Genomic DNA, 25,042 nt, shown 5'->3' with positions numbered 1-25,042 from the left:
CCTAAACCCCGCACCATGACCGTTTCGGGTTGCCTGATGCCAATAGCCCCGGGGAATATGCATTATTTCTCCGGCATACAGCGTCCCCGACCAGAGTAGCTCATCACTCGGTGTCTGGTTCTGCTCCGCGTCCCGATACATAGGCGCTGAACGTGAGGGACTTCGTACTTTCCAGCTTTTCTCCCCGGCTAGCTGAACAATCAATACATCATGATCGTCCCAATGTAAGTTGAAGCCGGCTGCTTCATGGGTCGTCAGATAGGCGTTTACCTGGACCAGTTCGCGAGACCACCACTGCAAAGCCCGACATGCAACTTCCATAGTAGGGTCAAACATTTCTAGAGAGTCGAGAACAAGAGTGCAACCTGACTCAATAAGTCGACCTAGACGACGCATGCTCGGCACGTGAATGCCCTGTCCTCGTTTAGTCGTAGTCGCGCTGATGTAATTATTGGGGTGCAACTCGGACCCATCTCGAAAACAACGAAGTTGCGGTGAGGCAAGACTTCGTCTCATCACGAGATCAAGCAATTTCGTTGGGGTGAGAAGACGGGTACACAGGTCAGGACCAAGCATGCCACCTCGGGTAAAATCCGATCCCAGCATATTTGGCCCTGACCAACTGAGCGCCTTCTCAACACCGCGAACTAGCCGGTGATCCATTCTAATCCTCATCGCAGCGTCGAGTTTGGCAATACTCGGGTCAACCCGGGCAACGATCGGAACCGGCACGGGTCGACGTCGGTTCTACTCGTCCGATCAAGGGGTTCTGAATAACGCTCTATGACTCTGGGTGGTTCAGTTTATCGGCGTTTTCTCCGTCGTCACCCGTTGATGTGCCGGTCGAGTCGGAGTATTCGGCATCGTATCGATCATGTACGACGGCAAGTTGCTCAATCGCAATGATGAGATCATCGCTATTTCCCATAGCCGCTACACCTCTCCTTGAGTAGTTTTCTACAACGTATTGCCTGTAAATCGGGGCATATTTGCGACGTCAGATCAAGAGGTTTTAGTGAGCTCTTCGAAGCAAAATCTGACCGCTGCGACCTTGCCAGAACGGGACCCCTCCTCCCCTTCCGTAGATCACAATTCTGTCATGTAGGCAGATCTATTAACTGGCAAGAATTTTGCCCTAGCGCCGCGCTGATCGCGTCGATGACCGCGTTCAGTGCGGCAACCTGTCCACCGAGATAAAGCGCAGCTTCTCGGAATGTAGCGTGTGCGCCCCAGGTTTCCACGTTTTCGGGATCGACCGTAAGAACGGCGCACAGAGCTCGACAGCAGCGGTCGTGCATCACCGCTTCACTGCATTGGTCGTCCACCATGAACAGGACGGATAGCAATTGCCGCCGGATCGTCAAGTACCGTTCCAGGGTCGACCCACTGACCACTCATGTGATCGATAGATGCGAGTACACGGCAGGGGACGATCCCAATGAATGGGAGCCAGCACGCCGCCACGACATGGACAGGCACTCGGTACCCGTGAAGGCCCAACTCCGACCTACCGCGAGGTCAAGGATGGTAACCGGTCGCGGTGTCAGCGGCTCCATTGCGCGAGAATATGCCCAATCTGCCGCCTTCACCCAATGCGACCGATGGAACGTTGCTACGACAAATCCATCGGCATCCGCAACGAGAAAATGATCTGCCTTCGGAACGAGTCCCACCGATAACGGCCTAGTGGCGATTTTTATTGCTTCAGCGTCCGTAATGTTCCGGGCTACCACGGCGGTAACACGCTCAATAATGTCTTCCTGACCCGCCGTGAATGCTTTTTCCTCCCCAATCGTAATGGTCGGTCCTTGTATCAGCAATGGTCTTGGTCGTACGGCAAGAACAGCATCAACAGCGTCCCGAAACCCATCGTAGGTCATCCCGGACGGCTCGACAAGGTCGCGGTCAAATGCGCGGTCATGGCTTATCAGACGCGCGAGGTACGCCCGCAGTTCGGTGGTACTCATGCGACCCACCGCACCCGGCATACCCGTGGCGGAAGATGAAACTTGACCGTGCTGACCGCGTAGTCATCCCATCCGTGACCCACGGCGTATTGGTCGGCAGCCGCGGCGGTCTCAAAAAAGATCTTTACTTCTGCCACGGTCGCCCGGTCGCCACCCCCAAACAAGATTGCCGCGTACAGGGCGGAAGAATCAATATCGTGTCGGGTGGGTGTATCAGTCCTCACGCCGATCACCTCGCGATGAGACGCCGGCCGCGGGCTCGACCCCAAGTCCGGCGTCAGTCACCCCCGGTCGCTCCCCGAATCCGATCATCGAATGCGGGGGATCTAACTCAGCCACATTGCCTCCCAACACACTCCGCCGTCCCACCAGGAGGACCGCTCACGGGTCCGACGTCTCAGCCCTTGCCCTGTGGGTGTCGAGCGTCACCAGCACTGCGCACAGCGACAGCGTCGCGCATGTGCACTCTGGATGCAAGGTACTTGACCAAGAATCTGTCGTTTAGTGTGCTTGGGCGATGCTAGTGATCCGTTGCGACTGAGAGGCGATAGCAGTGCTGACGCTCTCATCTGGAACACTGAGACCGCACTGTTCCTTGATCGGAGGCGAGATGACGACCAGGTCAGGGCCGACTGTGCGACGACGCAGGCTTGGTGCGGAGCTTCGCGTCCTGCGCGACAGCGCAGGTGTCCGCCCCGAAGAAGCCGCCGCAGTCCTGGAATGTTCGGTCTCGAAGATCAGTCGGATCGAGCTGGGACGGGTGTCGGTCCGCACAAAAGATCTTCGAGCGCTCCTTGACCGGTATGGCGTCACAGACAAGGCGCAACGGGACGCATTATTTGCTCTGGCTCGCCAGAGCAGCCAGCCCGGATGGTGGCATGCCTTCGGCGATGCGGTGCCCCGCTGGTTCGAGATCTACATCGGCCTGGAAGCCGACGCAGCATACATCAGTAAATATGATCATCAACTTGTGCCTGGTCTACTCCAGACCGCCGAGTACGCTCGCGAGATCATCCGGGTGCATCAACCAACGATTTCCGAAGACGACCTTGATGCGAAGGTCGCGCTCCGCATGGAACGTCAGAAGCGGCTCACCGAATCCGACCCGCCGCACCTCATGGTCGTCTTGGACGAAGCCGTTCTACGCCGACCTGTTGGCGGAGCGGAAACCATGAGCGCCCAGCTTGCCCATCTCATCGAAGCGAACAGACTCCCGACCGTCACGGTACAGGTCCTGCCGTACTCAGCCGGGGCTCACCCGGCGATGGGTAGCGCCTTCATGATCCTCGGCTTCCCCGACGCAAGTGACCACGAGGTCGTGTACATCGAGGAGCTAAGGAGCAGTCTTTACATTGAGGACCCGACAGACGTGCGGGAGTATCAGAGACACCTCAACCAAATAAGATCGATCTCTCTCGACGTCCCTACCTCCGTCAGGATGATCGAGCATGCGATGGAGGATCTGACATGAGTACCGGCGGTAAGTCCGATCTTAACCACCTGGACAGGAGCGGCCTGGAGTGGCGCAAGAGCAGCTACAGCAATGGCGCAGGCGGTGAATGTGTCGAGATCGCCCCGCTGTCCGAAGGCATCGCTATACGAGACTCCAAGGACCCCGACGGGGCAATCTTGACTTTCACGCGCGCTGAGTGGCTGGCGTTCCTCGCTGGGGCTCGCGGAGGTGAGTTCGACCTTAGCTGACCAAGAATCCGACTCGTCCGGTTCGTGCCAATTATCTATACGTCTTCAAGGCGGCCTCCGGCCGCCACGGGGACGGCGCCTCGCAACGCCGCGCCCTGGGACGGAACCCGGCGGGACCGCCGCGCGGCGCTGGCGCGTCGGCGCGTCGCAGTCCCCGCGTGTACGTTTGACCGGCTTTATGCCGTATCGGCCTCGGCGATCCCGTTTCACCGGCCGATTCGGTCACCGGATGCACATGGTCTCCCTCGTCTCATAACCGGTTGCACTTGCCCGGTAACGATATCTACAGGTTTCCCCGGGGCTCCGCCCAGGCCCCGGCCCAACGCGCCAGAGGAGGGGCAGCGGGTCCGCTGATCGCCTCCGCCGGCCGGACACCCATCGTGGGTGTGCTCCGTTCCGGTTGCGCTTCTTGTGCCAGAGAAAGGCGTAGGTCGCTTCCAGCGCGAGGGATGACCAGCAAGTCGCCGCGTCCGCGTCCTTGCTGGCGAGGTCCCCGCAGATCTGCACCCCCGGCCGGCAGGATGAGCGCCGGTCGCAGGATGAACAGGTCCGAGTCCGGCGGGGGCAGTTCGACGCGCGCGGGCTCAGCCGGATCAGCCATCAACAGGCCGCTGAAGTGCGACGCGGTACGGCCGGGCCTGCGATTGTTTGGGACCGTGTCCATGGGTCTCTTACTCCTGTCTGTGCAGGGGTTGGAGATCAAGACCCGGGCTCGGTGTTGGAGCACCGACCCCGGGTCGCTGCCGTTCCGGCGTTCGATCCGGGAACCGTCCGCCGGACGACCTGTTACGGCGAAATGGTGAGATCAACTATGAACGGCACGCCCGTGACCTGCGAGACCCATGATGCGGGGCGATATCCCGCGGGCCGTCCCTCACAAAGGGAGCGCCGTGCTGGCCGCACCGGTGAACGTGTCAATCTCCTCACGGGACGCGATCGCCCGCGGGCCGATCCCCTCGATACTCAGGGCCGCCGCCGCGGTCGCGAACCGGACCGCCTCGCTCACCGTGCTCCCGCCTTCCAGCGAGATGAACAACGCACTGGCGAAAACGTCACCGGCCCCGGTGTCGTCGATGAGCTGAGATGTCGCGGCAGCCGGGAACTCCTGCGTACCGTTTGTCAGCAGGACCTCGCATCCGCCGGCTCCCTTGGTGACCACGACGATTCCGCCGGCCCGCCGAACCGCCTCGGCCACGTTTGCCAGGTAGGGCGCCTCATAGTCCGCAAACACCACCACGTCCAGGTGCGCGGCGGTCGGACCGTCGATCTCAAGGGGCTGGTGGTGGACGCGGCCGTGCTCGTCCCAGGAGCGGATCAGCCCCTGCGGGGTCAGTCCGAGCAGGCTCCGCGCACTCGCTCGAGCGGCCTCCTCAAGGAGGATCTCCCGTGCGACGGGGGCCAGGTGCAGCACGCGGCTTTCCGGAAGCCTGTCGAGGCCTGACGCCCGGCCCGCGGATTTTTCCAGCCATTGCGCCCGAAGACCATCAATGCTTTCGTTACGAAACCGTGTCGTGTCCGCCGAAGGCTGGATGTAGAGGACCGCCTCCGTCGCAAACGGCAACCAGACCGGTGCCAGTTCGGAACCCCGGCCCCGCCCGACTCCAGCGGCGCACAGGCCAAGGCGTGCCGCCTGGATGATGGCGTAGACCACGCTCCCGCCGACCGCGAGCGACGCATCGGGACGGACATCGACCGTCGGGTTCCCCACCGCCAGGTAATCAAGGGGCGGAGCACTGATCAATGCCTCGGCACTCCTGATCGTCATGGCCGCAACATTACTCGCGGGGCGCCACGCTCCCGGCAGCCCGAGCGCGCCGTTCAGCGCCGCCGCGCGCTCCTGCCGCACGCACGCAGACAGCCGGGCACGGCGTGGGAACACGACCGGAAGGATCAGTCACGGCCGGTTCGCGTGCTGGAAGCCGGCGCCACGGCCCTCCCCGTGGGCAGCGGCGTGACCGTCGCCAACGCCCTTGCGATCTCCGGATAGCCGACTGTACCGATCAGTCGCGGCCTGGCCGCGGCGTTCAGGGCTGCGTCCCCGGACATTCCGTCGCCGGCCTCGCCCTCGTCGTCGTCCAGGACAAGTGCGCAGCCGGCATCCGGACGCTCAGCCAGCCGCGGGAGCAGATCGCTCAGCAACTCACCCGGCGTGGTGGTGGGTACCGCGGCCAGCGGGACGCTGATCTTCGCCACTCGGGCAGACCCGTGGTCCTCACCCGGAACCGCAACAAGATCACACAGTTGTGTCACTCCGGTGAGAGCGCCGTTGACGTCGGCCACGGCAAACACCGTCTGTCCCCCCGCGGGCATCCGCGTGCGCGCCATCTCCTCGACAGCCGCGGACACTGTCCGCCAACCGGGCAGGATCTCGGGTGCGGGACCCATCACATCCCCGACCCGGACGCCCGCAAGCATCGTGTTCGTACGCAGCCGGGATCGTTCCGCCCGGCCCGAGGCGAGAGCGGGCCAACCGAGCAGCGCGACCCACAGACCCAGCGCACCCACCACAAAGACCGACGCCGCCCCCGCGGCGATCAGGATCCAACCAGTGATCATTCCAGCTCGGGCGACTGCCATGCCCGCCTGCTCACGGCTGCCGGTCCACCGGTGGACGATCGCGGTGAGCAGCCGCCCGCCATCGGTCCGCGGCGTGGGCAGCAGCTCCGACAACGTCATCAGCAACGCAAGAGCACCGGCCCAGAACCCGGCGCTGCCAGCCAATGCCAGCCCCCCGCTCGGGGCCAGCCAACCAAGCGTGACGAAACCCGCTCCACCGAGCCCACTGACCAGCAGCCCGACACAGGCGACGCGGGCTCCCGTCCGCGGTTCGTGGCTGTCGACGGTGGCGGCCCGCAGCCGGCTGCCAAAGACACCGACCGTGACCCCATCCACCCGTACGCCGGCCCGACGGGCAACGGCGGCCCGGGCGAGGTCGGCAGCCAGCAGCAGCGCGAGAAGAAGCCCGGCGCCGACGAGACCGGCGGACAGATACGCGACGGACGATCTGCCCGGCACCGTGGTGGGAAGCGTCCAGGCACCCAGCACGAAGCTCAGGACGCCGATGCTCACAGCCGCCCCGGGGCGCACCGAGACCGGCGTGCGGACCGTTCCCGTTGCCACCTGATCGACGGTCATGACCCTTCGATCCCCTTTCCGTCGCGGCCGCAAGCCGTGACAAAGATCGCGCTATGAGATCCCTCCCAAGGCCGCCGGGCACGCGCCCCACCCACGCCGGTCCGGAGCCCACGAGGCCGGTCGGGCTTCCTCGGCCGCCTCAGCGAGACAGCGGCTCCCGCGGCAGTCGGCCAGGCCCGGTGGCCTCGCCGACCGGGCACCCGCCAGGGTGGCCGAAGAATCACTATACGCGCTACTATCAGACCATCTGCCCGTAATTATCCGCTTTTAAGCCTTTGTCCCTGACCCTGCCTGGACGGTGTCCATGACAGCTCCACGCCCGCTGTTGCACGATCCCCGCGTCCATCGAGCGCGTTCCGCGGAGCACACATCCCGACCGGCAGGCCCAAAGCCCGGCCTGGCCGGATACGCGCCGCGCCGATGAGCCGTCCCAGCGACTGGAGCGTCCTCGGCCTTGATAAGGATCCGGCTCCGGGCGACCTTTATGCCATCCGGGATCTCGCCCGGCGTTTCCTGGCATTCGCCGCTGACGTCGAACACGCGCGCGGGCAGGTCACCGCGGCTACCACCGGCAGCGTCACCCAGGCCTGGCTCGGTGCCGCCGGGGATACCTTCCGCGACAGGCTCAACGGCTTGCCCGGGCGGCTGTCCCGGCTCGAGACCTCCTACCGGATGGCCGGCCAGGCGCTCAAGGCCTACGCACCGATCCTGGACACCGCCCAGGAACAGGCCGGCCACGCGCTCTCCCGTGGCCGCGACGCCCGCGCCCGCCGCGACCACGCCGAAACGCTCCTCGGCCCGGCCCAGACCGCACTGACCAGCGCGGCCGCCAGCCTCACGGCCCTGGCCCGCGCGCACCATCCCGATGCCGCGGGAGCCGGGTGGCCAGACCCAGCCCAGGTCACGCGGGCACTGCGCGACCACGAAACCGCCCAGACCCGCCTCGAGCGGGCCCGCGGCACTGTTCACAGCGCCCAGGACGAGATCGAGACCGCCCGCCGCCTCGCCCTTGCCGCAGGCCAGCTGCGCGCGCACGCGGCACATACCTGCGCTCGGGCCATCCAGGCCGCGTCCCACGCCGGCATCCGCGACAGGCCCTGGTGGTCCTGGGAAAAAATCAAAAAAGCCGCCGGCGCGGCCTGGCATGCCACCGTCCGGGCCGCGAAAATCACCGTCGCTGTCTTCGGCGTCATCGCGATGCTCATCGGCGGACCAGCCGCCTGGATCGTGTGCGCCGCCGCGCTTGTCATCCTGGCCGACGCGCTGACCGCATACGCCAACGGCGAGGCCTCCGGCTGGGAGGTCGGCTTCGCGTTACTCGGCTGCGTCCCCGGCGGCAGGGGCTTCACCACCACCGCGGGGCTCGCCCGTGGCCTGCGCGGGGGTGCCGCCCTCGCCCGCGACGCCCGCACCGCCGCCCAACTCCGCCTCACCACCATGGCCGCGCATCTGCGCGGCGCGCGCGGCCACCCCGCCATGCTGGCAAAAGGCCTGCTCTCCCACCCGGCGGCCGCCACCCCCAACGGCCATATCCGGATGGCCACCAGTGACCTCCGCGGTAACGCCCATCGCAGCGCTCCCGACACGTTTCGGTCGCCGCGGGGACCGCGGCACCACATCCGTGACGGCGTCCCGCTCGGTTTCGCCGGCCAGGAGGAGTTCCAGCGGTTCGCCGATACCCTGCACAAGGGCCTACGACAGGCCGGATATCCGGAAGCGCGGGGTATCATGCACGGAAGTTCTGTGACCGGGGCCAGTTTCCGAGAAAGGGTGCCGTTCGACGTGGCCAGAAAGAGCGACTTCGACGTCGCGATTGCCGATCAGTCGCTTTTCAGACGGGCGCGGGAGGCTGGCGTCGAGATTCGCGGGCACGGTAATCGGACCGCCCCACTCAGAAATCGCGAGCTCAAGGCGCTCGACCTGCTCACCCTCAGTAGAGAACTTTCTGGCCTGGCCGGCAGAAAAGTCGCCTTCATGTCGTATCGAGACCTTTCCGCGGCGGTCAGCAGATCGCCTTCGATTATTTTCCCACAATGACGGACGAAATATTTCTCTACGGATCCCGCCGGGCTGACATCGACACGCTGGCCGAGGAGATCGGCGATGCGCTCGGCGTGGTACCAGAAGCGCACGACAGTAGCTTTTTCGGCGCGTACTACTCCTTTGATGGAGCCGCCTTCGAAGCTCGGATCGAGCAGAACATGGATGCCCCCGAAGAGGCGGAGGAAAACAAACGGTACCAGTATCCGAGCAGAAAAGATCTCGTTTTGATGATGGAAATAACGATCACGGGTGGAGATCCCGAACAGCTCAAGAAATCGATTGACCGCATCGCTGGCATGGATTTTCTACGGACCTACTGACCGCGTGGCTTCAGGCGTTCCGCGGAGCCGGCATCCCGGTCGGCGAGAAGGCGAGAAGGCGACGGAGCAGCTATATGCCCGCCGCCTGCATGCCGCGCAGTTCCTTCTTCAGCTCGGCGATCTCGTCCCGCAGCCGGGCGGCCAGCTCAAACCGCAGCTCCTTGGCTGCCTCGTGCATCTGGTCATCAAGCTGGCGGATGAGCTGTGCCAGGTCGGAGCTGGGCATGCCCGCCAACTGCGCGGCGTGGCGTCCGACCGCGCCGTCATGGCCCGCTTTCGACGGCATGCCGGCTACCGGCGTCTGCCCACGGGACTGTGCGCGACCACCGCCACCGATCAGCTCGCCCTGTGCGCTCTCCCGCACGAGGTCGTCAAGGATATCGATGACCTTCTTACGCAGTGGCTGGGGATCGACGCCGCGCTCGGCGTTGTACGCGATCTGCTTCGCGCGCCGGCGGTTCGTCTCGTCGATCGCCCTGCGCATCGACGGAGTCACCGTGTCGGCGTACATGTGCACCTGACCGGAGACGTTGCGAGCCGCTCGGCCGATAGTCTGGATCAACGACTTGTCCGACCGCAGGAAACCCTCCTTGTCCGCGTCGAGGATCGAGACCAGTGAGACCTCGGGCAGATCAAGCCCCTCCCGCAACAGGTTGATACCCACCAGCACATCGAACTCACCCTTGCGCAGCTCGGTGAGCAGCTCGATGCGACGCAGCGTGTCAACCTCGCTGTGCAGGTAACGGACCCGGATACCGAGTTCGAGGAGGTAGTCGGTGAGGTCCTCGGCCATCTTCTTGGTCAGCGTGGTGACCAGCACCCGTTCGTCGCGTTCGGCGCGCGTGCGGATCTCACCGATGAGGTCGTCGATCTGGCCCTTGGTCGGCTTCAGCACGACCTCCGGATCAAGCAAGCCGGTCGGCCGGATGATCTGTTCGACCACCCCATCGGACCGGGACAGCTCGTATGGCCCGGGTGTCGCCGACAGATACACGGTCTGGCCGATGCGCGCGCAGAACTCCTCCCAGCGCAGCGGCCGGTTGTCCATGGCGCTTGGCAGCCGGAAACCGTGCTCGACCAGGTTGCGCTTGCGGGACATGTCGCCCTCGAACATCCCGCCGATCTGCGGGACCGTGACATGCGACTCGTCGATGACCAGCAGGAAATCGTCCGGGAAGTAATCGAGCAACGTGTGCGGCGCGGTGCCGGCCGCACGTCCGTCGATGTGCCGGGAGTAGTTCTCGATCCCGGAGCAGAAACCGACCTGGCGCATCATCTCGATGTCGTAGGTGGTGCGCATCCGCAGCCGCTGGGCCTCCAGCAGCTTGCCCTGGCGTTCCATCTCGGCGAGCCGCTCGGCGAGCTCCGCCTCGATGCCCGCGATCGCCCGCTCCATCCGTTCCGGGCCGGCGACATAGTGCGAGGCGGGAAAGACGAACACATCACTCGCCTCACGGACGATCTCCCCAGTCACCGGATGCAGATAGGCCATCCGTTCGATCTCGTCACCGAACATCTCGATCCGGACGGCGAGCTCCTCGTAGACGGGAAACACCTCGATGGTGTCGCCGCGAACGCGGAACGTTCCCCGGGTAAAGGCAAGATCGTTGCGGGTGTACTGGACATCGACGAACCGGCGCAGCAACCTGTCACGCTCTATGTCGTCCCCGACTCGCAGCCGGACCATACGCTCGACATACTCCTGCGGAGTACCCAGACCGTAGATGCAGCTCACGCTTGCCACCACCACCACGTCCCTACGCGTGAGCAGGCTCATGGTGGCCGAATGGCGCAGCCGCTCGACCTCCTCGTTGATGGACGAGTCCTTCTCGATATAGGTATCGGTCTGGGCGATATACGCTTCTGGCTGATAGTAGTCATAATACGACACGAAGTACTCGACGGCGTTGTGCGGCAGCAGCTCCCGGAACTCGTTGGCCAGCTGCGCGGCGAGGGTCTTGTTCGGTGCCATCACCAGGGTCGGGCGCTGCACCTGCTCGACGAGCCACGCGGTGGTCGCCGACTTGCCGGTACCGGTCGCGCCGAGCAGGACGATGTCGGTGTCACCGGCACGGACGCGGCGGGCGAGCTCCGCGATCGCGGCCGGCTGGTCACCGGACGGCTCGAAGTCCGACACGACCCGCAACGGCGCGGTCGAACGGTCAATGCCGTTACCCGGGCGATCGCTACCAGGATGATCAACGGCGGGGTGATCAGTGGTGGGAGGCACGTGTCCTACAACACCACAGCGGTCCGACAGTTTCCGGCCGGCATCGGTAAGAGGCTCCGGCAACAGGGGTGTGGATCAAGGGGCGGGGCTGGGGTGCGTGCGGCGCGAGGCGGCGGAGGGAGCCACCGGAGGTGGTGGGTGGCGACCGACGAGCCGGGGTACCCGCGCATCGCGCGGCGATGGATGGGGAGCGATGCGGCGAGGTGCGTGCCCTGGCCCCGCGACGCCGCGTCGCCGGCCTACGGGCAACGGCCGCGCAGGCTCGTCCACACCTCGTCCACCCGAGCACGAAGATCTTCCAAACTGCCGCTGTTGTCCAGCAGGATGTCGGCCACCGCGCGGCGAGCGGAATCCGACGCCTGGTTCGCCATCCGCGCCAGCGCCTGCTCCCGCCCCAGCCCCCGAGCCTCCAGGCGGGCAAGGCGGACGCCAGGTGGCGCCTCCACGACGACAATCACATCGTAACCGCCGGAGAGCCCGGCCTCGACGAGCAACGGCACGTCGTACACGACCACCGCGTCGCTGGGAGCGGCGGCCATACGGCGGACCGCCTCCGCACCGACCAGCGGATGTGTGATCGCCTCCAGGCGACGGCGGGCGGCGGAGTCGGCGAACACCACCGCCCCGAGCGCCTCCCGATCAAGGCTGCCATCGGCACGCAGCAGATGCGGCCCGAACTCCGCCACAACGGCCAGCAGCCCCGGCGTGCCCACGGCGACGACCTCCCGCGCGATCGCGTCCGCGTCGATCACAACGGCACCGTGGCCAGCCAGCATACGCGCCACCGCGCTCTTGCCCGCGCCGATCCCACCGGTCAGCCCCACTCGCAGCACGTCGCCGAGTCTGCCGCATCCCCGGTTGTCCCCGATACGGCGGCATCCGGATAAGAGCGGCATCCGGCACGAGGGGACACGGGGCCTGGACCTGGGTTCGGGCAGCGGACCAACTCCGGTGAGTGACCGAAATCGAAAAACAATATATAAAAAATAATAGTAGACATATATCGCGATATCCATCATGGTCGGCGGTGAGCCCGTGACGTTCCGGCCGCTGGTCGCGCCGTGGCCGAAGAGCGGCATCCGACGTTCACGTCCGTCCTCCAGGAGCTGCCTCATGGCCGGATACCACCGCCACGCGCCCTGCGCGGTACCGTCGCACCTGCTCGAGCGCATCGCGCGCAACGGCACCGACGAGCAGCGCTCCTGGGCGCTGTCCACACTGGCCCACGACACCTCGGTGCGCTCCGTGCGGATGTATAATGCCCTGCTGCGCAACCGCCCCACAGACACGCTGCTGCCCCGGCTGGCGCCGGCCGGCACCGCCGACCGGGTCGTCTGCGACGCCACCGGCACGGAGATCCTGCCGGGGCGGCCCGTACGCGCCGAAGGCGGCGATCCCACCGGGGACACCGCCGTCAACGAGGCGTACGACGGCCTCGGCGCGACCTTCGCCTTCCTGCGGGACGTCTACGGCCGTGACTCCATCGACGACGAGGGAGTCACGCTGCGCGCGAGCGTCCACTACGGCGACCACTACGACAACGCGTTCTGGGACGGTCGGCAGCTGGTTTTCGGCGACGGCGACGGCGAGCTGTTCAGCGGTTTCACCACCTCTCTGGACATCATCGGACACGAACTGACACACGGCGTGACCGAGGACGAGGCGCAGCTGATGTATTTCAACCAGCCAGGCGCCCTCAGCGAATCGTTGAGTGATGTGTTCGGCTCGCTGGTCAAGCAGTACGCGCTGGGGCAGACCGCCGATCAGGCCGACTGGCTGATCGGGGCGGATCTGCTCGCTCCGGGTGTGGCCGGGGCTGCGTTGCGGTCCATGAAAGAGCCTGGCACGGCGTTCGATGACCCAGTACTCGGGGAGGACAACCAGCCCGGCCACATGGACGGCTATGTTCGCACCACGACCGACAACGGCGGCGTGCACATCAACTCCGGCATCCCCAACCGCGCCTTCTACCTCGCCGCGGCGGCCATCGGCGGAAAGGCCTGGGAAAAGACCGGCCTCATCTGGTACGACACGCTACGGGCAGCGCGGCTGCGGCCGAACTCCACCTTCCGGGCCTTCGCCGCGCTCACCGTCCGGCAGGCCCGGCTGCTGTTCGGCGCCGACGAAGTGACGGCTGTCACGCAGGCATGGCGCGCCGTCGGCGTCACCGTGTAGTCAGCGTCACCGGGTAAGAACGCCGGGCAACAGGGGCGCGTCCCAGGTTCCCGGCAGCGCGATGCCGGCTGGTCCGAACTCGAGCCAGCGACACGATCATAGGTGACAATCATGGAATGAGTGATGAACACGTGCGGATCGTCCTGGAACGGTCGGGGGGGTTTGTCGGACAAGCGATCAGGCGTGGTCTCGACAGCGCCGCGCTCCCCGCCGACGAGGCCGCGCGGCTGCGTGGCCTCGTCGCTGGCGTGGAAGCGTCCGGCGGCCGTCCGGACCGCCCGTCCACCCTGGCGGCCCGCCCCGACCGCTTCACCTACACCCTGGAGGTCGACCGGGGCGGACATCGGCTCGTCCGGCGCTTCAGCGAGCCGGTCCCCGCGGAGCTGCGCCAGCTGCTCACGCTGCTGTCGAGAGCGCCGCTGCTGCCAGCCCACCGGTAGGACCGAACAGCCCCCACCGGGCATGACGTACGGCCACAGCAACCGCGCTATCCACAACCAACAACCCCAACACATATAACACGTACAGCACGTATAACGGCCAGACAAGGGGATCAGGCGAGCACCTTGGCTTTCATCCGGTCGAATTCCGCATCGGAGATCGCACCGCGATCCCGCAGCTCGGCGAGCCTGGTCAGCTCGTCGGACGGGCTCGCCGTTCCCGAGACCGAGCTTCCCGAGACCGAGCGCACGTAGTCGCGGAACTCCCGGTCCTGGCTCGCGGCCCGCCGCGCCGCGCGTTCGTGCATGCTATCACCCCGGAAAATCAGATATGCCAGCACGCCGAACAAGGGCAGCACAATCACAAAAATAACCCAGGCGGCCTTTCCCCAGCCGGACAGATCATGGCTCATAAAAATATCTGATATGACAACAAACAACAGATAGAACCACAATATGAACAAGAAGAACCACAGCATCGTCCAGAAGACACTGAGCAACGGATACTGATAACCGGTCTGCACGAGACCACCCCCTCGGTCGCCCGCACGCCCTTCTGGTTCCCGACCCACACAGCCGGTAGAAGGCTCGCGAGTCACGGCATCGCTGCCCCGTGTATTACCCACCGGCGGACCCCGCTACCGTGCCGGGCGGTGACGGCCGGCCGGTCACCCCCGCAAGATGAATTCCAGGCGATCCCTCCCGCATTCTGTTGATCTTCTGGTATATCGATGCCACGCCGAGCCGACCACTCGCCGAAGGCAGGTGCTGGTGGACCGCTCACCTCGGTCATGGGACACTTCGCGCCGTGCTTTCCGCGGCCGCGCCCCGCGGCGCGGACGACCCGCCCGCAGACGCTTCCCTCATACGGGTCCCCGCCCGGCCCACCACCCGGTCCGCAGCCTCAGCCACACCGCCCGCACAGCCACCGCGGCCCGCCGACCTCACCGCAGAGCAGCTCCGCGACCTGCATGCCCGGCTCGCCGCCGGCGATGCTCAGGCACTCACCGACGTGCACGCCCGCTATGCCCGCTACCTCGTGGCCGTGGCCGCCCGGATCACCGCGGATCCCGAGGCCGCGGCCGAGATCGCGCAGGACGTCCTGGTGCATCTGTGGGAACACCCGTTACGGTTTGATCCCGACCGTGGCAGTCTGCGCGCCTACCTGGCCGTCATCACCCGGCGGCGCGCTATTGACTGGCTCCGGCGGGAGAACGCGCGCCGGCCCTCCGATGCCGTCGCCCGGGAGCTGGCCGCACGGTCGGACACCCCCGCCGCCGATACCGAGGTGCTGGCCGAGATCACCGCGGCGATCGTGCGCCGCGGTGTGGCGGAGCTGCCCACCATGCTTCGGGAAACGGTGGAACTCGCGTTCTTCGACGAATGCACCTATCGCGAGGTGGCAACCCGGCTCACCATTCCGGAGGGCACCGCGAAGTCCCGGATCCGCGCGGCCCTGCGGAAACTAGCGGTCCGGCTGGAGCGCGAAGGGGTCCGCCACTGAACGGCAGACACCAGACGCGCACGGGGCCCGCGGAAGATTCCCGCGGGCCCCGCCGTACGCTGCCCGGGGCGTACCCGCCCCAGTTCTAGGACTATTCCCGGCCGAACTGCTCCCGAAGACGGCGAAGCGCGTCCTCATCGATCGCGGAAGCGGGCTGGTCGGGCTCCGCGGAGGTGTAGGACGACGGAGCGACCGCGGCGGCCTCGGCCTCCTGGGCGGCCCGGATCTGTGCCTGGTGCGCCTCGTAGCGCTGCTGCGCCTCGGCGTACTGCCGCTCCCACTCGGCCTGCTGGTCTTCAAAGCCAGGCAGCCATTCCCCCGTCTCCGGGTCGAAGCCCTCGGGGTAGACGTAGTTGCCCTGCTCGTCGTACTTGGCCTCCATCCCGTACTGGGACGGGTCGAACGCCTCTCCCTCACCGACAAGGGCGCTGGAGTCGTTCGCCTGCTTGAGGGAGAGACTGATCCGGCGACGGTCCAGATCGATGTCGATGACCTTGACGAGGATCTCGTCGCCGACGTTCACGACCTGCTCGGGGATCTCCACATGCCGCTCGGCCAGCTCGGAGATGTGCACCAGGCCTTCGATCCCCTCGTCCACCCGGACGAACGCGCCGAACGGCACAAGCTTGGTGACCCGGCCCGGGACGACCTGGCCAATCGCGTGGGTGCGGGCGAACTGACGCCACGGGTCCTCCTGCGTGGCCTTCAGCGACAGCGACACCCGCTCGCGCTCCAGATCGACGTCGAGGACCTCGACCGTGACCTCCTGGCCGACCTCCACAACCTCCGACGGGTGGTCGATGTGCTTCCAGGAGAGCTCGGAGACGTGCACCAGGCCGTCGACACCACCAAGATCGACAAAGGCCCCGAAGTTGACGATGGAGCTGACGACGCCCTTGCGGATCTGCCCCTTGGCAAGCTGCGCGAGGAACTCCGACCGGACCTCGCTCTGGGTCTGCTCCAACCACGCGCGCCGGGACAGAACCACGTTGTTCCGGTTCTTGTCCAGCTCGATGATCTTGGCTTCGAGCTCGCGGCCGACGTAGGGCTGCAGATCGCGCACGCGGCGCATCTCCACCAACGACGCCGGCAGGAAGCCCCGCAGCCCGATGTCGAGGATGAGACCGCCCTTGACGACCTCGATGACGGTGCCGTTGACGACGCCGTCCTCCTCCTTGAGCTTCTCGATCGTGCCCCAGGCGCGCTCGTACTGAGCGCGCTTCTTGGACAGGATGAGACGGCCTTCCTTGTCCTCCTTCTGGAGGACAAGCGCCTCTACATGATCACCGACCGTCACGACCTCGTGCGGGTCGACATCGTGCTTGATCGAAAGCTCCCGCGAGGGGATCACACCTTCGGTCTTGTAACCGATGTCAAGAAGCACCTCATCGCGGTCCACCTTGACGATGGTTCCGTCGACGATGTCACCGTCGTTGAAGAATTTGATCGTTTTATCGACGGCGGCGAGGAAGTCCTCAGCCGAGCCGATGTCGTTGACCGCGACCTGCGGGGTGGTCGGGGCGGGCGGTGTGGTCACGGTCTCCACGGGTCGTACGTCGGTGGTGCTCGTCAAGGGGTCGGCTCCGGACTACGGGTTCGTCGTATACACGGGAGACCGGATCGAACCGCCGAGACGGAGGGACAGGGACCGTGCAAAACGAACACTGTCGGTACCGATAGCGACGCTCGAGCGGATCTGCTAGGTCTGAGATCCACAGACTCTCGTGCCAGACCCAAGTCTAGGGATCGGTGTCCAGGGTGGTCAACGCCATCGCGGGTCAACCTCGTCCCGCGCCGGAGTGGATCGCGTCGCAACCCGCGAACCCGACCGGGACGCGACCAGAACGCGGCCGGGGAACACCATCGGGACGCGGGGACGCACGCAACGGACAACCACCCCCCATTCGAAGATCGAAAGACGCTGCGAGGATCGATGCCGTGAACGGACCAGAACCCGCCAGACCGGACGCGCCCCGGCCCGTCCTGCCGCGGTACCCCCCGGGCGGGTATCACCCCGCTGAGTTCGGCTACAGCGATGTCGACGACGACAGCGCCAGATGGGCCAACCGCGGCTACTGGGACGCCACCGCCGATGACTACCAGGCCGAGCACGGCGCCTTCCTCGGGGACGCCGACTTCCGCTGGTGCCCGGAGGGCTTGCGGGAGGCGGACGCGCGGCTGCTCGGCGAGGTCCGCGGCCGGACGGTGCTGGAAATCGGCTGCGGCGGCGCACAGTGCGCCCGCTGGCTGGTCACTCGCGGCGCGGACGTGGTGGCGCTGGACCTTTCCGCCGGCCAGCTGCGGCACGCCCGGACGCTGTCGGCCGCCACCGGGGTGGCTGTGGCCCTGATCCAGGCCGACGCCACCCGGTTGCCGCTGGCTGACACGAGCGTGGACCTGGCCTGCTCGGCCTTTGGCGCGATCCCCTTCGTCGCGGACAGCGCGGCTGTCATGCGCGAGGTCGCCCGGGTGCTGCGTCCCGGCGGGCGCTGGGTCTTCTCCACCACGCACCCGATGATCTGGTCGTTTCCCGATCATCCGGGCAAGGAGGGCCTCACCGTGGTCCGGAGCTACTTCGACCGGCGAGCATACGTCGAGCGGGACTGGGCCGGCCGGACGAGCTACGCCGAGACCCACCGGACCGTCGGTGACCGCGTCCGGGAGCTGGTGGCGGCCGGCCTGATCCTGCGCGACCTGATCGAACCGGAATGGCCGGCGGGCCATGACCGGGTGTGGGGCCAGTGGGGGCCGGTACGCGGCCGCCTGTTCCCATCCACCGCGATCTTCGTGACCGAGAAGGCCGCCGGTCCCGCGGGAGAACCCGTCCGGTGAACGCGGTCACCCGTGTGATGCGGCGGTAACCAGACTGGATGATCAAATCGGGTGATCGAAGTGTCTTTGGGTCGGCCGGCCGGAGTCCGCCATGGCCGGCCACGGATTTCCAGCTACCAGCTTGTTACCATTAGCAATGGGAATGCTACTGTCGTGACCTGGTGGGATGACACAGCAGCCAACCGTCCGGGCGCGGTGGATGTAGGCGCGGTACCGCTTGCCCAACGCCCGTATCCGCCCGCGCTCGGCCCGGTCGGCGGAGTCCCGCTCGCGCCCCCGGCGGCATCCCGGCGGGCGCTACGGGGCGCCATCCGCGGCGCGTCCCCGCTGGCGCTTGCCGCGATCACCGCCAATATCGCGAACCTGATCGTCACGCTGCTGCTGGCCCGTCAGCTGTCCACTGCCTCCTACGGGACGCTGGCTCAGTTGCTGGCGCTGTTCTTCGTGGTGTCCATGCCGGGCAGCGCCCTGCTCGTCGGCGTCGTCCGCACGGTGACACCCTGGCAGCAGGCCGGCGAGACGGTACTGATCGACCAGTGGGTCGCGCGGGTGCGGCGGGCTGGTGTCGCGCTGGTCGCGCTGACCGCGATGACGAGCCTGCTGCTGCGGGGGGTGATCGCCACAGCCCTGTCCCTGCCGAACCCCCGCGGTGTCGCCGAGATTCTCACCGCGGGCGCGGCCTGGTGCCTGCTCTGCGTGGACCGCGGGCTGCTCCAGTCCACCCGCGCATACGCGGGCCTGGCGGCGAACCTGGTGCTGGAAGGCCTGGTCCGGGGGGCGCTCGCGGTCGGGCTGGTGCTGGCGGGCCTCGGTGTCGGCGGTGTCTGCCTGGCGATCCTCCTCAGTGTTCTCGTCGGGCTCGGGCATGGACGGACGGTCATCGCCACGCGCTCCGGCCGTCACCAGGCGTATATCGACCTGCCCGCCGCCCGCGCGGCGCGCCCGGTTCACCCGGGCGGCTATCCGGTGCCGGGGCCTGCGCCGAACCGCCTGGCCGTCGAGATCGGCACCGCGCTGATCGCCCTCGTCCTGCTGGGCGTGCTCCAGAACATCGACGTGCTGGTGATCGGCGCACACCGCTCCGCCGAGACCGGCTCCTACGCGGCGGTGTCCGTCGCCTGCAAGGTGCTGGTCTTCGCCGCGGTCGTCCTGGGGGGCTTCCTGCTGCCCGAGACGGCAGCCCGCCGCCACCACGGCCACCACGCGCTGCACCAGCTGGGCGCGACACTGGCGATGCTCGCGGTGCCGGCCGCGGGGCTTCTCCTCGTCGCTGTGGCCGCCCCGGCCCAGGGGCTGTCGCTGGCGTTCGGGCCGCGGCTGACCGCCTGCGCCAGCGCGTTCGCGCCCCTGGCCGGGGCGATGACCTGTCTTGGGGCAACCGTCCTGTGCACCCACTACCTGCTGGCCGTCGGCGCGCGCGGGGTCCTGGTGATGCTCGCGGCCGCGGCCGCGCTCGCCATCGCGGGCATCTGGTGGATGGGCGGCGCCGCGGTGGCGACAGCCCGGCTGGAGCTCGCCCTGTACGCCGTGCTGGCCGCTGGCACCGGCCTGTTGGTCTGGTCCAGCGCCCGGCGCGCCGCGGTCCGGTGAACGTGTGATCCGTCTCCCCGCGCTGACAGCGGGCAATGGCCGGGCCACGGGCGGACGGAACGGGCTGGCGGGCGGGCGGGCCGCAGGCGTCACCATCGCCACCGCGCGGATCGCCAGCGCCGCGTTCTCGGCCATACCGATACAATTCACCCGGTACCGGTATGGCCTACGGCCTTGCCAGCAACCACCTGGATGCGGCTCCATGATCGAACGACGGCTCCCGGAACACGCCGTAGGATGCTCCGGACGCAGCTCACGATCAGCGCACAGCCCGGGGAGCCGGGCATGGCTGCGTGCTGCCGTCCTCCTCCCGGGCGCAGCAGCGGCCGGGAGCCGCACCAGGATGATTGGGCTGCACGGGTGACCCTGACCGCACCATCCGCACGTCCGCGGCGAGGTCTTTCCCGCCGGCTCACCGGCCGGCCGGCCGGTGGCGCCGGGCCGTCGCCGCGCCAGCGCCGATGGCCGCCGCCATGGCCGGCGCCGCTGCTGGCCGCGATCGTCTACCTCCCGCTGCTGCTCACCGCGCCCGGTCGGGTCGGCGTCGATACCAAGGCCTACCTGTACCTGGAACCGCAACGGTTGATCAGCCACGCGGGGGTGATGTGGGCCCCGAACGTCGGGATGGGTTCGGTCACCCACCAGAACATCGGCTTCCTGCTCCCGCAGGGCGCCTTCTTCTGGCTCCTGGACCTCGCCGGGCTGCCCACCTGGGTCGCCCAGCGGCTGTGGACCGGCTCGGTGCTGTTCCTCGCCGGTGCGGGCGTGCTCTTCTGCATGCGGTCGTTCCGCTGGCCGGACCGGTTCGCCTTCGTCGCCGCGGCCGGCTACATGCTGACCCCGTACGTCCTGGAGTATGAGGCGCGGATGTCAGCGATCCTGCTGCCCTACACGGGCCTGGGATGGCTGCTCGGGATCACCATCCGCGGGCTGCGCGAGGCCCGGGGAGGCCGCGCGGCCTGGCGGCCGGACGGCTGGCGCTGGCCCGCCGCGTTCGGTGTCACGGTCGCCCTGGTCGGCAGCAGCAACGCGGCAAGCCTGCTCTTCGTGCTGCTGGCACCGATGCTGTGGCTGCCCTTCGCCCTGTGGGGCACCCGCGAGGCCCGGCTCGGGCCAGCGCTAGGGATGATCATCCGTACCGCCGTGATGATCGTACTGTGCTCGGCGTGGTGGATAGCGGGCCTGATCACTCAGGCTGGCTACGGTGTGAACATACTCGCCTACAGCGAGACGCTCAAGACGGTGGCCAGCGCATCCCAGGCATCAGAGGTGCTGCGTGGTCTGGGCAACTGGTACTTCTATGGCGCGGACGCGCTGGGGAGCTGGATCGTCGCCTCCCATGACTACACCCACACCATCTGGGTGATCGTCGTGAGCTTCGCGCTGCCGCTGCTCGCGCTGGCGGGCGCGGCCCTGATCCAGTGGGGCTACAAGGCCTACTTCGTCGCGCTGCTCGTCGTCGGTACCGCGGTCGCGGTAGGTGTGTACCCCTATGACCGCCCCTCGCCGCTGGGCGCGGCCTTCCGCGCCTTCTCCCAGGCGTCGACGGCGGCGCTGGCGCTGCGATCGATGCCCCGTGCGGTACCGCTGGTGGCGCTCAGCCTGTCAGTGCTGCTCGCTGGAGGGCTCGCCGCGCTCTCCCAACGGCTTGCGGAGGTGCTCGCACGCCGCAGCTCCCACCGCCCGCCCGGCCGGCTGGGCAGGCGGGCGTGGATCTCGGCCAGGCTGCCGTCCCTCGTTCCCGCCACCGCGTGGACGATCGTGGTCGTCCTGGTCGTGGCGAACCTGAGCCCGCTGTGGCGCGGCCAGTTCATCGAAGCGGGCCTGGACCGCCCCGAACAGATCCCCGGCTACGAGCGGCAGGCCGCCGCCGCTCTCGACGCGGCCGGTTCCACCACCCGTGCGCTGGAGCTGCCCGGCGCGGACTTCGCGCACTACCGCTGGGGGACCACCCTCGACCCCGTCCTGCCCGGCCTCGCGAACCGCCCGTACCTGGTCCGCGAACTGATCCCGTTGAGCGCCGCCGCATCCGCCGACCTGCTGCGCGCGCTCGACCGCCGGTTGCAGGAAGGTGTGTTCGAAACCGACGGGCTCGCCGACATCGCGCGGCTGATGAGCGTCGGTGACATCGTCTTGCGCAGCAACCAGCAGTACGAGCGTTTCCGCACCCCGCGCCCGGTGCCGACCTGGGCGCTGTTCACCAGCCCGGTGCCCGCGGGGCTTACCGCGCCCCGCGCCTTCGGCCCGCCGGTCACCGACACGCCACGCATTCCCTTCGATGACGAGCTGGCCCTGGGCACGCCCGTGAACGCCCCGAACCCGCCGGCATTGGCCGTCTTCGGCGTCACCCGCCCGCAGCCGATCGTGCGGACGGCGACCACCGCGGCACCGCTGCTCGTCAGCGGCAACGGCGAGGGGCTGGTGGACGCGGCAGCCGCGGGCCTGCTGGCCACCCCGCTCGCCGCGAACCGGGCCATCCTCTACACCGCCTCGATGGCAGCCGACCCCGCGTCGATCAACCAGGCGTTGGCTGATGGCGCCGATCTTCTGCTCACCGACAGCAACCGGCGCCGGGCCGAGCGCTGGAGCTCCGTCCGAGACGACTACGGGTACGTCGAGACCGCGGACATGATCCCGCTGCTTCCTGACCCCAACGACAACCGGCTGCCGGTCTTCCCGGACGAGACCGCGACAGCGCAGACGGTGGCCGTGCTGCACGCCCCGGGCCAGCCCAGCGAGATCGCCGCTGTCGGCGCGACCGACTACGGCAACGCCTTCTCCTACAGCCCGTCGGAACGTCCGGCGGGTGCGGTCGACGGCAACCTTGACAGCATGTGGCGGGTCGGCGCGTTCACCAACCCGGTCGGGCAGCGCCTGGCGATCACCATGACGGAGCCGGTGCGCACCGACCGGATTCGCCTGATCCAGCCGCTGCGCGACGCCCCCAACCGGTGGATCACGCGGGCGACGCTCCGCTTCGACGGCGGATCACCGGTGACCGTGGATCTCACCGACGCGTCACGCACCGCAGCGGGACAGGTCGTGACCTTCCCGGCCCGCGGCTTCACCCGGCTGGACATCACCCTGGACGCGACCAACATCGGGGCCCGCGCGACCTACACGGGCCTGTCCAGCGTGGGGTTCGCGGAAGTCGACATCATCCGGCCGGACGGCAGCTCACCGCACGCGCGGGAGCTCCTGCGGATGCCCACCGACCTGCTCGCCGCGGCGGGCGCCGGCTCCCTTGCGCACCGGCTCACCCTGCAGCTCACCCGCGACCGGGCAAACCCGGCGGAACCGTTCCGCACCGACCCCGAGGCCTCGATGGCCCGGGTGTTCACCCTGCCCACCGCGCGCACCTTCGCCCTGTCCGGTACCGCTCGCGCGTCCGCCTACGCCAATGACCTGGTGCTGGGCAGGGCCACCGGGCTGCCGTCGGGTGGGGTGAGCACCGAGTCCTCCGGCCGGCTGCCCGGTGACCTGGCGGCCGGCAGCGCCAGCGCGTTCGACGGGGACCCGGCAACGCTGTGGAGTCCCGGCTTCGGGGCGCAGGCCGGCAACTGGGTACAGGTCAGCTCCCCGCAACAGGTGAGCTTCTCGGCGTTGACCCTGTCGCTGGCGGCCGACGGACGCCACTCCGTGCCGAACGTGCTCGGGCTGGTCGTGGACGGCCGGCGGGTGGACACGCTGACCATCCCACCGATCACCGACATGCCGGGCGGCATCAGGACCGTCACCCTCAGCTTTCCCCCCGTCCGGGGCAGCCAGATCCGTCTTGTCGTCGACAGCGTCCGCCCAGTCACCACCCGTGACACGATCGATGCGCACCAGCTCACAATGCCGGTAGGCCTGGCCGATGTCGACATCGCCGGCCTGCGGACGCCGCGGGCCGCGGCGGCTCTTCCCGGCGAATGCCGCACCGATCTCGTCATGCTGGACGGGCGCCCGCTCTCCGTACGAATCACCGGTTCCAGCGCCGACGCGCTTGCCCGCAAGGGCCTGCCCCTGTCGCTGTGCGGTCAGCCCATCACCCTGGGACCTGGCGACCACGTGCTACGCACCGTAGCAGGGGCTGACGCCGGCTACGACCTGGACAGGCTCATCCTGTCCTCAGAGCCTGGGGGCGGCCCGTCGCCGGTCACGGCCGGCGGATCGGTCACCCCGGCCAGCCAGGGTACCCCGGCCGATCCGCCGGCTGGGCCAGCCGGCAACGCCGCCCGCGTACCCGCGGTGACGGTCAGCGCATCCACCGCAACCTCGTTCACGCTGCGGGTCACCAACGCGGAACCCGGCACGCCCTTCTGGCTGGTGCTCGGGCAGAGCCTGTCCGCCGGCTGGCAGGCGACGACACCCGGACGATCGAAGGAGAACCCGGAAGCCATCGACTACGGCGCGCCCCGGCTCGTGGACGGCTACGCCAACGGCTGGCGGATCACTCCGGCCGCGTCCAGCTTCACCGTCAACCTCACCTGGGCACCCCAACGGCTGGTACGGCGCGCTCTGGTGATCTCCGCAACAGCGCTGGCGTCGAGTGTCGCGCTGCTGGTCGTGACGGCGAGAAAACGCCGGCGGTCACGTGCGCAGGCCGGCCCGGTGACCGTCGATCTGCCCACCTTCGAAGCACCGGCGGCGCGGGCCGCCCGAGTTCCGATCATGGTGGCGATCCCCACGGCGGTGGCAGCCGCCCTGATCGCGCTGGCGCTGGTGAACCCGGTGGCAGGCGTCGCCACCGGGCTGGTGACACTGGCCGCGCTGCTCATACCGCGTGCCCGGATTCTGCTCAGGATCGGGCCGGTGGTCCTGCTGGCCATGAGCGCCGCCTATGTCATCCAGGTCCAGATCCGCCACGACCTCCCGATCAACGGCGAGTGGGTCAAGGCATTCGGGCGGGTCGCGACCGTGTCGTGGATCGCGGTGCTGCTCCTGGGGTCCGACACGGTCGTCCGGGCCGTGCAACACCGCTACCGGGACGGCGCCGCCGAGGAGAGAACGCGGGCGGCGGCGATGACTCCAGCAGCGCCTGTGCAGGGCGGTCACGGTGACCGCCGGTAGTTGCGAACCTGACCGGCATCCCCGCCGGTCGACCGCGGCTGGCGAGGCTGGGC

17 protein-coding genes are annotated in these 25,042 nt (G+C 67.6%); 10 read left to right on the top strand and 7 right to left on the bottom strand.

Going from position 1 to position 25,042, the window contains the following annotated elements:
- On the bottom strand, nt 1-663 hold a 663-nt coding region (locus tag MJ777_RS23190), incomplete at its 3' end, for a JmjC domain-containing protein (protein ID WP_370652742.1).
- A gap of 1,914 nt (nt 664-2,577) precedes the next feature.
- Here MJ777_RS23190 and MJ777_RS16635 point away from each other — a divergent pair.
- Nucleotides 2,578-3,438, top strand: a complete 861-nt coding sequence (locus MJ777_RS16635; protein ID WP_239346587.1) for a helix-turn-helix transcriptional regulator — start codon at nt 2,578-2,580, stop codon at nt 3,436-3,438.
- Complete coding sequence (locus MJ777_RS16630) at nt 3,435-3,668, top strand: DUF397 domain-containing protein (RefSeq protein WP_239346586.1); 234 nt, start codon at nt 3,435-3,437, stop codon at nt 3,666-3,668. Before MJ777_RS16635 ends, MJ777_RS16630 begins: the two co-directional genes overlap by 4 nt.
- 874 nt (nt 3,669-4,542) lie before the next feature.
- Here the strand turns inward: MJ777_RS16630 and MJ777_RS16625 are convergent.
- Nucleotides 4,543-5,433 (bottom strand): PfkB family carbohydrate kinase, encoded by an 891-nt coding sequence (locus MJ777_RS16625; RefSeq protein ID WP_239377093.1) that lies wholly within the window; start codon nt 5,431-5,433, stop codon nt 4,543-4,545.
- 125 nt (nt 5,434-5,558) lie between these two features.
- Nucleotides 5,559-6,803 (bottom strand): peptidase M50, encoded by a 1,245-nt coding sequence (locus MJ777_RS16620; protein WP_239377092.1) that lies wholly within the window; start codon nt 6,801-6,803, stop codon nt 5,559-5,561.
- A gap of 420 nt (nt 6,804-7,223) precedes the next feature.
- On the opposite strand from MJ777_RS16620, the gene MJ777_RS16615 reads away from it, so the two are divergent.
- Together MJ777_RS16615 and MJ777_RS16610 are read left to right on the top strand one after the other, a co-directional pair.
- The gene (locus MJ777_RS16615; protein ID WP_239377091.1) at nt 7,224-8,840 is read left to right on the top strand and encodes a putative T7SS-secreted protein; all 1,617 of its coding nucleotides are present in this window, start codon (nt 7,224-7,226) and stop codon (nt 8,838-8,840) included.
- Entirely contained in the window at nt 8,837-9,166 is a 330-nt protein-coding gene (locus tag MJ777_RS16610) for a hypothetical protein (protein WP_239311172.1), read from the top strand. Before MJ777_RS16615 ends, MJ777_RS16610 begins: the two co-directional genes overlap by 4 nt.
- A gap of 70 nt (nt 9,167-9,236) precedes the next feature.
- On the opposite strand, the gene uvrB is transcribed toward MJ777_RS16610, so the two are convergent.
- Both uvrB and coaE read right to left on the bottom strand, forming a co-directional pair.
- Complete coding sequence (uvrB, locus tag MJ777_RS16605; protein WP_370652741.1) at nt 9,237-11,396, bottom strand: excinuclease ABC subunit UvrB; 2,160 nt, start codon at nt 11,394-11,396, stop codon at nt 9,237-9,239.
- 239 nt (nt 11,397-11,635) lie between these two features.
- Nucleotides 11,636-12,220, bottom strand: a complete 585-nt coding sequence (coaE, locus tag MJ777_RS16600; protein WP_239311179.1) for a dephospho-CoA kinase — start codon at nt 12,218-12,220, stop codon at nt 11,636-11,638.
- A gap of 289 nt (nt 12,221-12,509) precedes the next feature.
- On the opposite strand from coaE, the gene MJ777_RS16595 reads away from it, so the two are divergent.
- A complete protein-coding gene (locus tag MJ777_RS16595) occupies nt 12,510-13,571 on the top strand; it encodes a M4 family metallopeptidase (RefSeq protein WP_239311173.1) in 1,062 nt (353 codons plus the stop codon).
- 116 nt (nt 13,572-13,687) lie between these two features.
- Nucleotides 13,688-14,011, top strand: coding sequence for a protealysin inhibitor emfourin (locus MJ777_RS16590; protein ID WP_239311174.1), 324 nt, complete (start codon nt 13,688-13,690; stop codon nt 14,009-14,011).
- 113 nt (nt 14,012-14,124) lie between these two features.
- On the opposite strand, the gene MJ777_RS16585 is transcribed toward MJ777_RS16590, so the two are convergent.
- Nucleotides 14,125-14,490: an SHOCT domain-containing protein gene (locus MJ777_RS16585; protein WP_239377094.1), complete on the bottom strand. Its 366-nt coding sequence runs from the start codon at nt 14,488-14,490 to the stop codon at nt 14,125-14,127.
- A gap of 233 nt (nt 14,491-14,723) precedes the next feature.
- Here MJ777_RS16585 and MJ777_RS16580 point away from each other — a divergent pair, with 233 nt between their 5' ends.
- Nucleotides 14,724-15,515, top strand: a complete 792-nt coding sequence (locus MJ777_RS16580; protein WP_239346580.1) for an RNA polymerase sigma factor — start codon at nt 14,724-14,726, stop codon at nt 15,513-15,515.
- Between the two features lie 91 nt (nt 15,516-15,606).
- On the opposite strand, the gene rpsA is transcribed toward MJ777_RS16580, so the two are convergent.
- Nucleotides 15,607-17,088: a 30S ribosomal protein S1 gene (gene rpsA, locus MJ777_RS16575; RefSeq protein ID WP_239346579.1), complete on the bottom strand. Its 1,482-nt coding sequence runs from the start codon at nt 17,086-17,088 to the stop codon at nt 15,607-15,609.
- A 410-nt stretch (nt 17,089-17,498) separates the two neighbouring features.
- On the opposite strand from rpsA, the gene MJ777_RS16570 reads away from it, so the two are divergent.
- From MJ777_RS16570 to MJ777_RS16560, 3 genes are all read left to right on the top strand, one after another.
- On the top strand, nt 17,499-18,347 hold the full coding sequence (locus tag MJ777_RS16570) for a class I SAM-dependent methyltransferase (protein ID WP_239311182.1): 849 nt from the start codon (nt 17,499-17,501) through the stop codon (nt 18,345-18,347).
- 153 nt (nt 18,348-18,500) lie between these two features.
- Nucleotides 18,501-19,937 (top strand): hypothetical protein, encoded by a 1,437-nt coding sequence (locus tag MJ777_RS16565; RefSeq protein WP_239377090.1) that lies wholly within the window; start codon nt 18,501-18,503, stop codon nt 19,935-19,937.
- Between the two features lie 360 nt (nt 19,938-20,297).
- On the top strand, nt 20,298-24,989 hold the full coding sequence (locus MJ777_RS16560; RefSeq protein ID WP_239377089.1) for an alpha-(1->3)-arabinofuranosyltransferase family protein: 4,692 nt from the start codon (nt 20,298-20,300) through the stop codon (nt 24,987-24,989).
- The last annotated feature ends 53 nt before the right edge of the window (nt 24,990-25,042 follow it).

The organism is Protofrankia sp. Cj5, from assembly GCF_917627405.1.
Taxonomy (GTDB): Bacteria; Actinomycetota; Actinomycetes; order Frankiales; family Frankiaceae; genus Protofrankia.
The sequence above is the reverse complement of the archived record's forward strand: the minus strand, read 5'-3'. Positions and strand labels throughout refer to the sequence as shown.

Excerpts from the sequence above, each read along its gene's own strand:
- MJ777_RS16635 (WP_239346587.1), top strand. The coding sequence starts at position 2,578 with ATGACGACCAGGTCAGGGCCGACTGTGCGACGACGCAGGCTTGGTGCG.
- MJ777_RS16630 (WP_239346586.1), top strand. The coding sequence starts at position 3,435 with ATGAGTACCGGCGGTAAGTCCGATCTTAACCACCTGGACAGGAGCGGC.
- MJ777_RS16625 (WP_239377093.1), bottom strand. The coding sequence starts at position 5,433 with ATGACGATCAGGAGTGCCGAGGCATTGATCAGTGCTCCGCCCCTTGAT.
- MJ777_RS16620 (WP_239377092.1), bottom strand. The coding sequence starts at position 6,803 with ATGACCGTCGATCAGGTGGCAACGGGAACGGTCCGCACGCCGGTCTCG.
- MJ777_RS16615 (WP_239377091.1), top strand. The coding sequence starts at position 7,224 with ATGAGCCGTCCCAGCGACTGGAGCGTCCTCGGCCTTGATAAGGATCCG.
- MJ777_RS16610 (WP_239311172.1), top strand. The coding sequence starts at position 8,837 with ATGACGGACGAAATATTTCTCTACGGATCCCGCCGGGCTGACATCGAC.
- MJ777_RS16595 (WP_239311173.1), top strand. The coding sequence starts at position 12,510 with ATGGCCGGATACCACCGCCACGCGCCCTGCGCGGTACCGTCGCACCTG.
- MJ777_RS16590 (WP_239311174.1), top strand. The coding sequence starts at position 13,688 with ATGAGTGATGAACACGTGCGGATCGTCCTGGAACGGTCGGGGGGGTTT.
- MJ777_RS16585 (WP_239377094.1), bottom strand. The coding sequence starts at position 14,490 with ATGCTGTGGTTCTTCTTGTTCATATTGTGGTTCTATCTGTTGTTTGTT.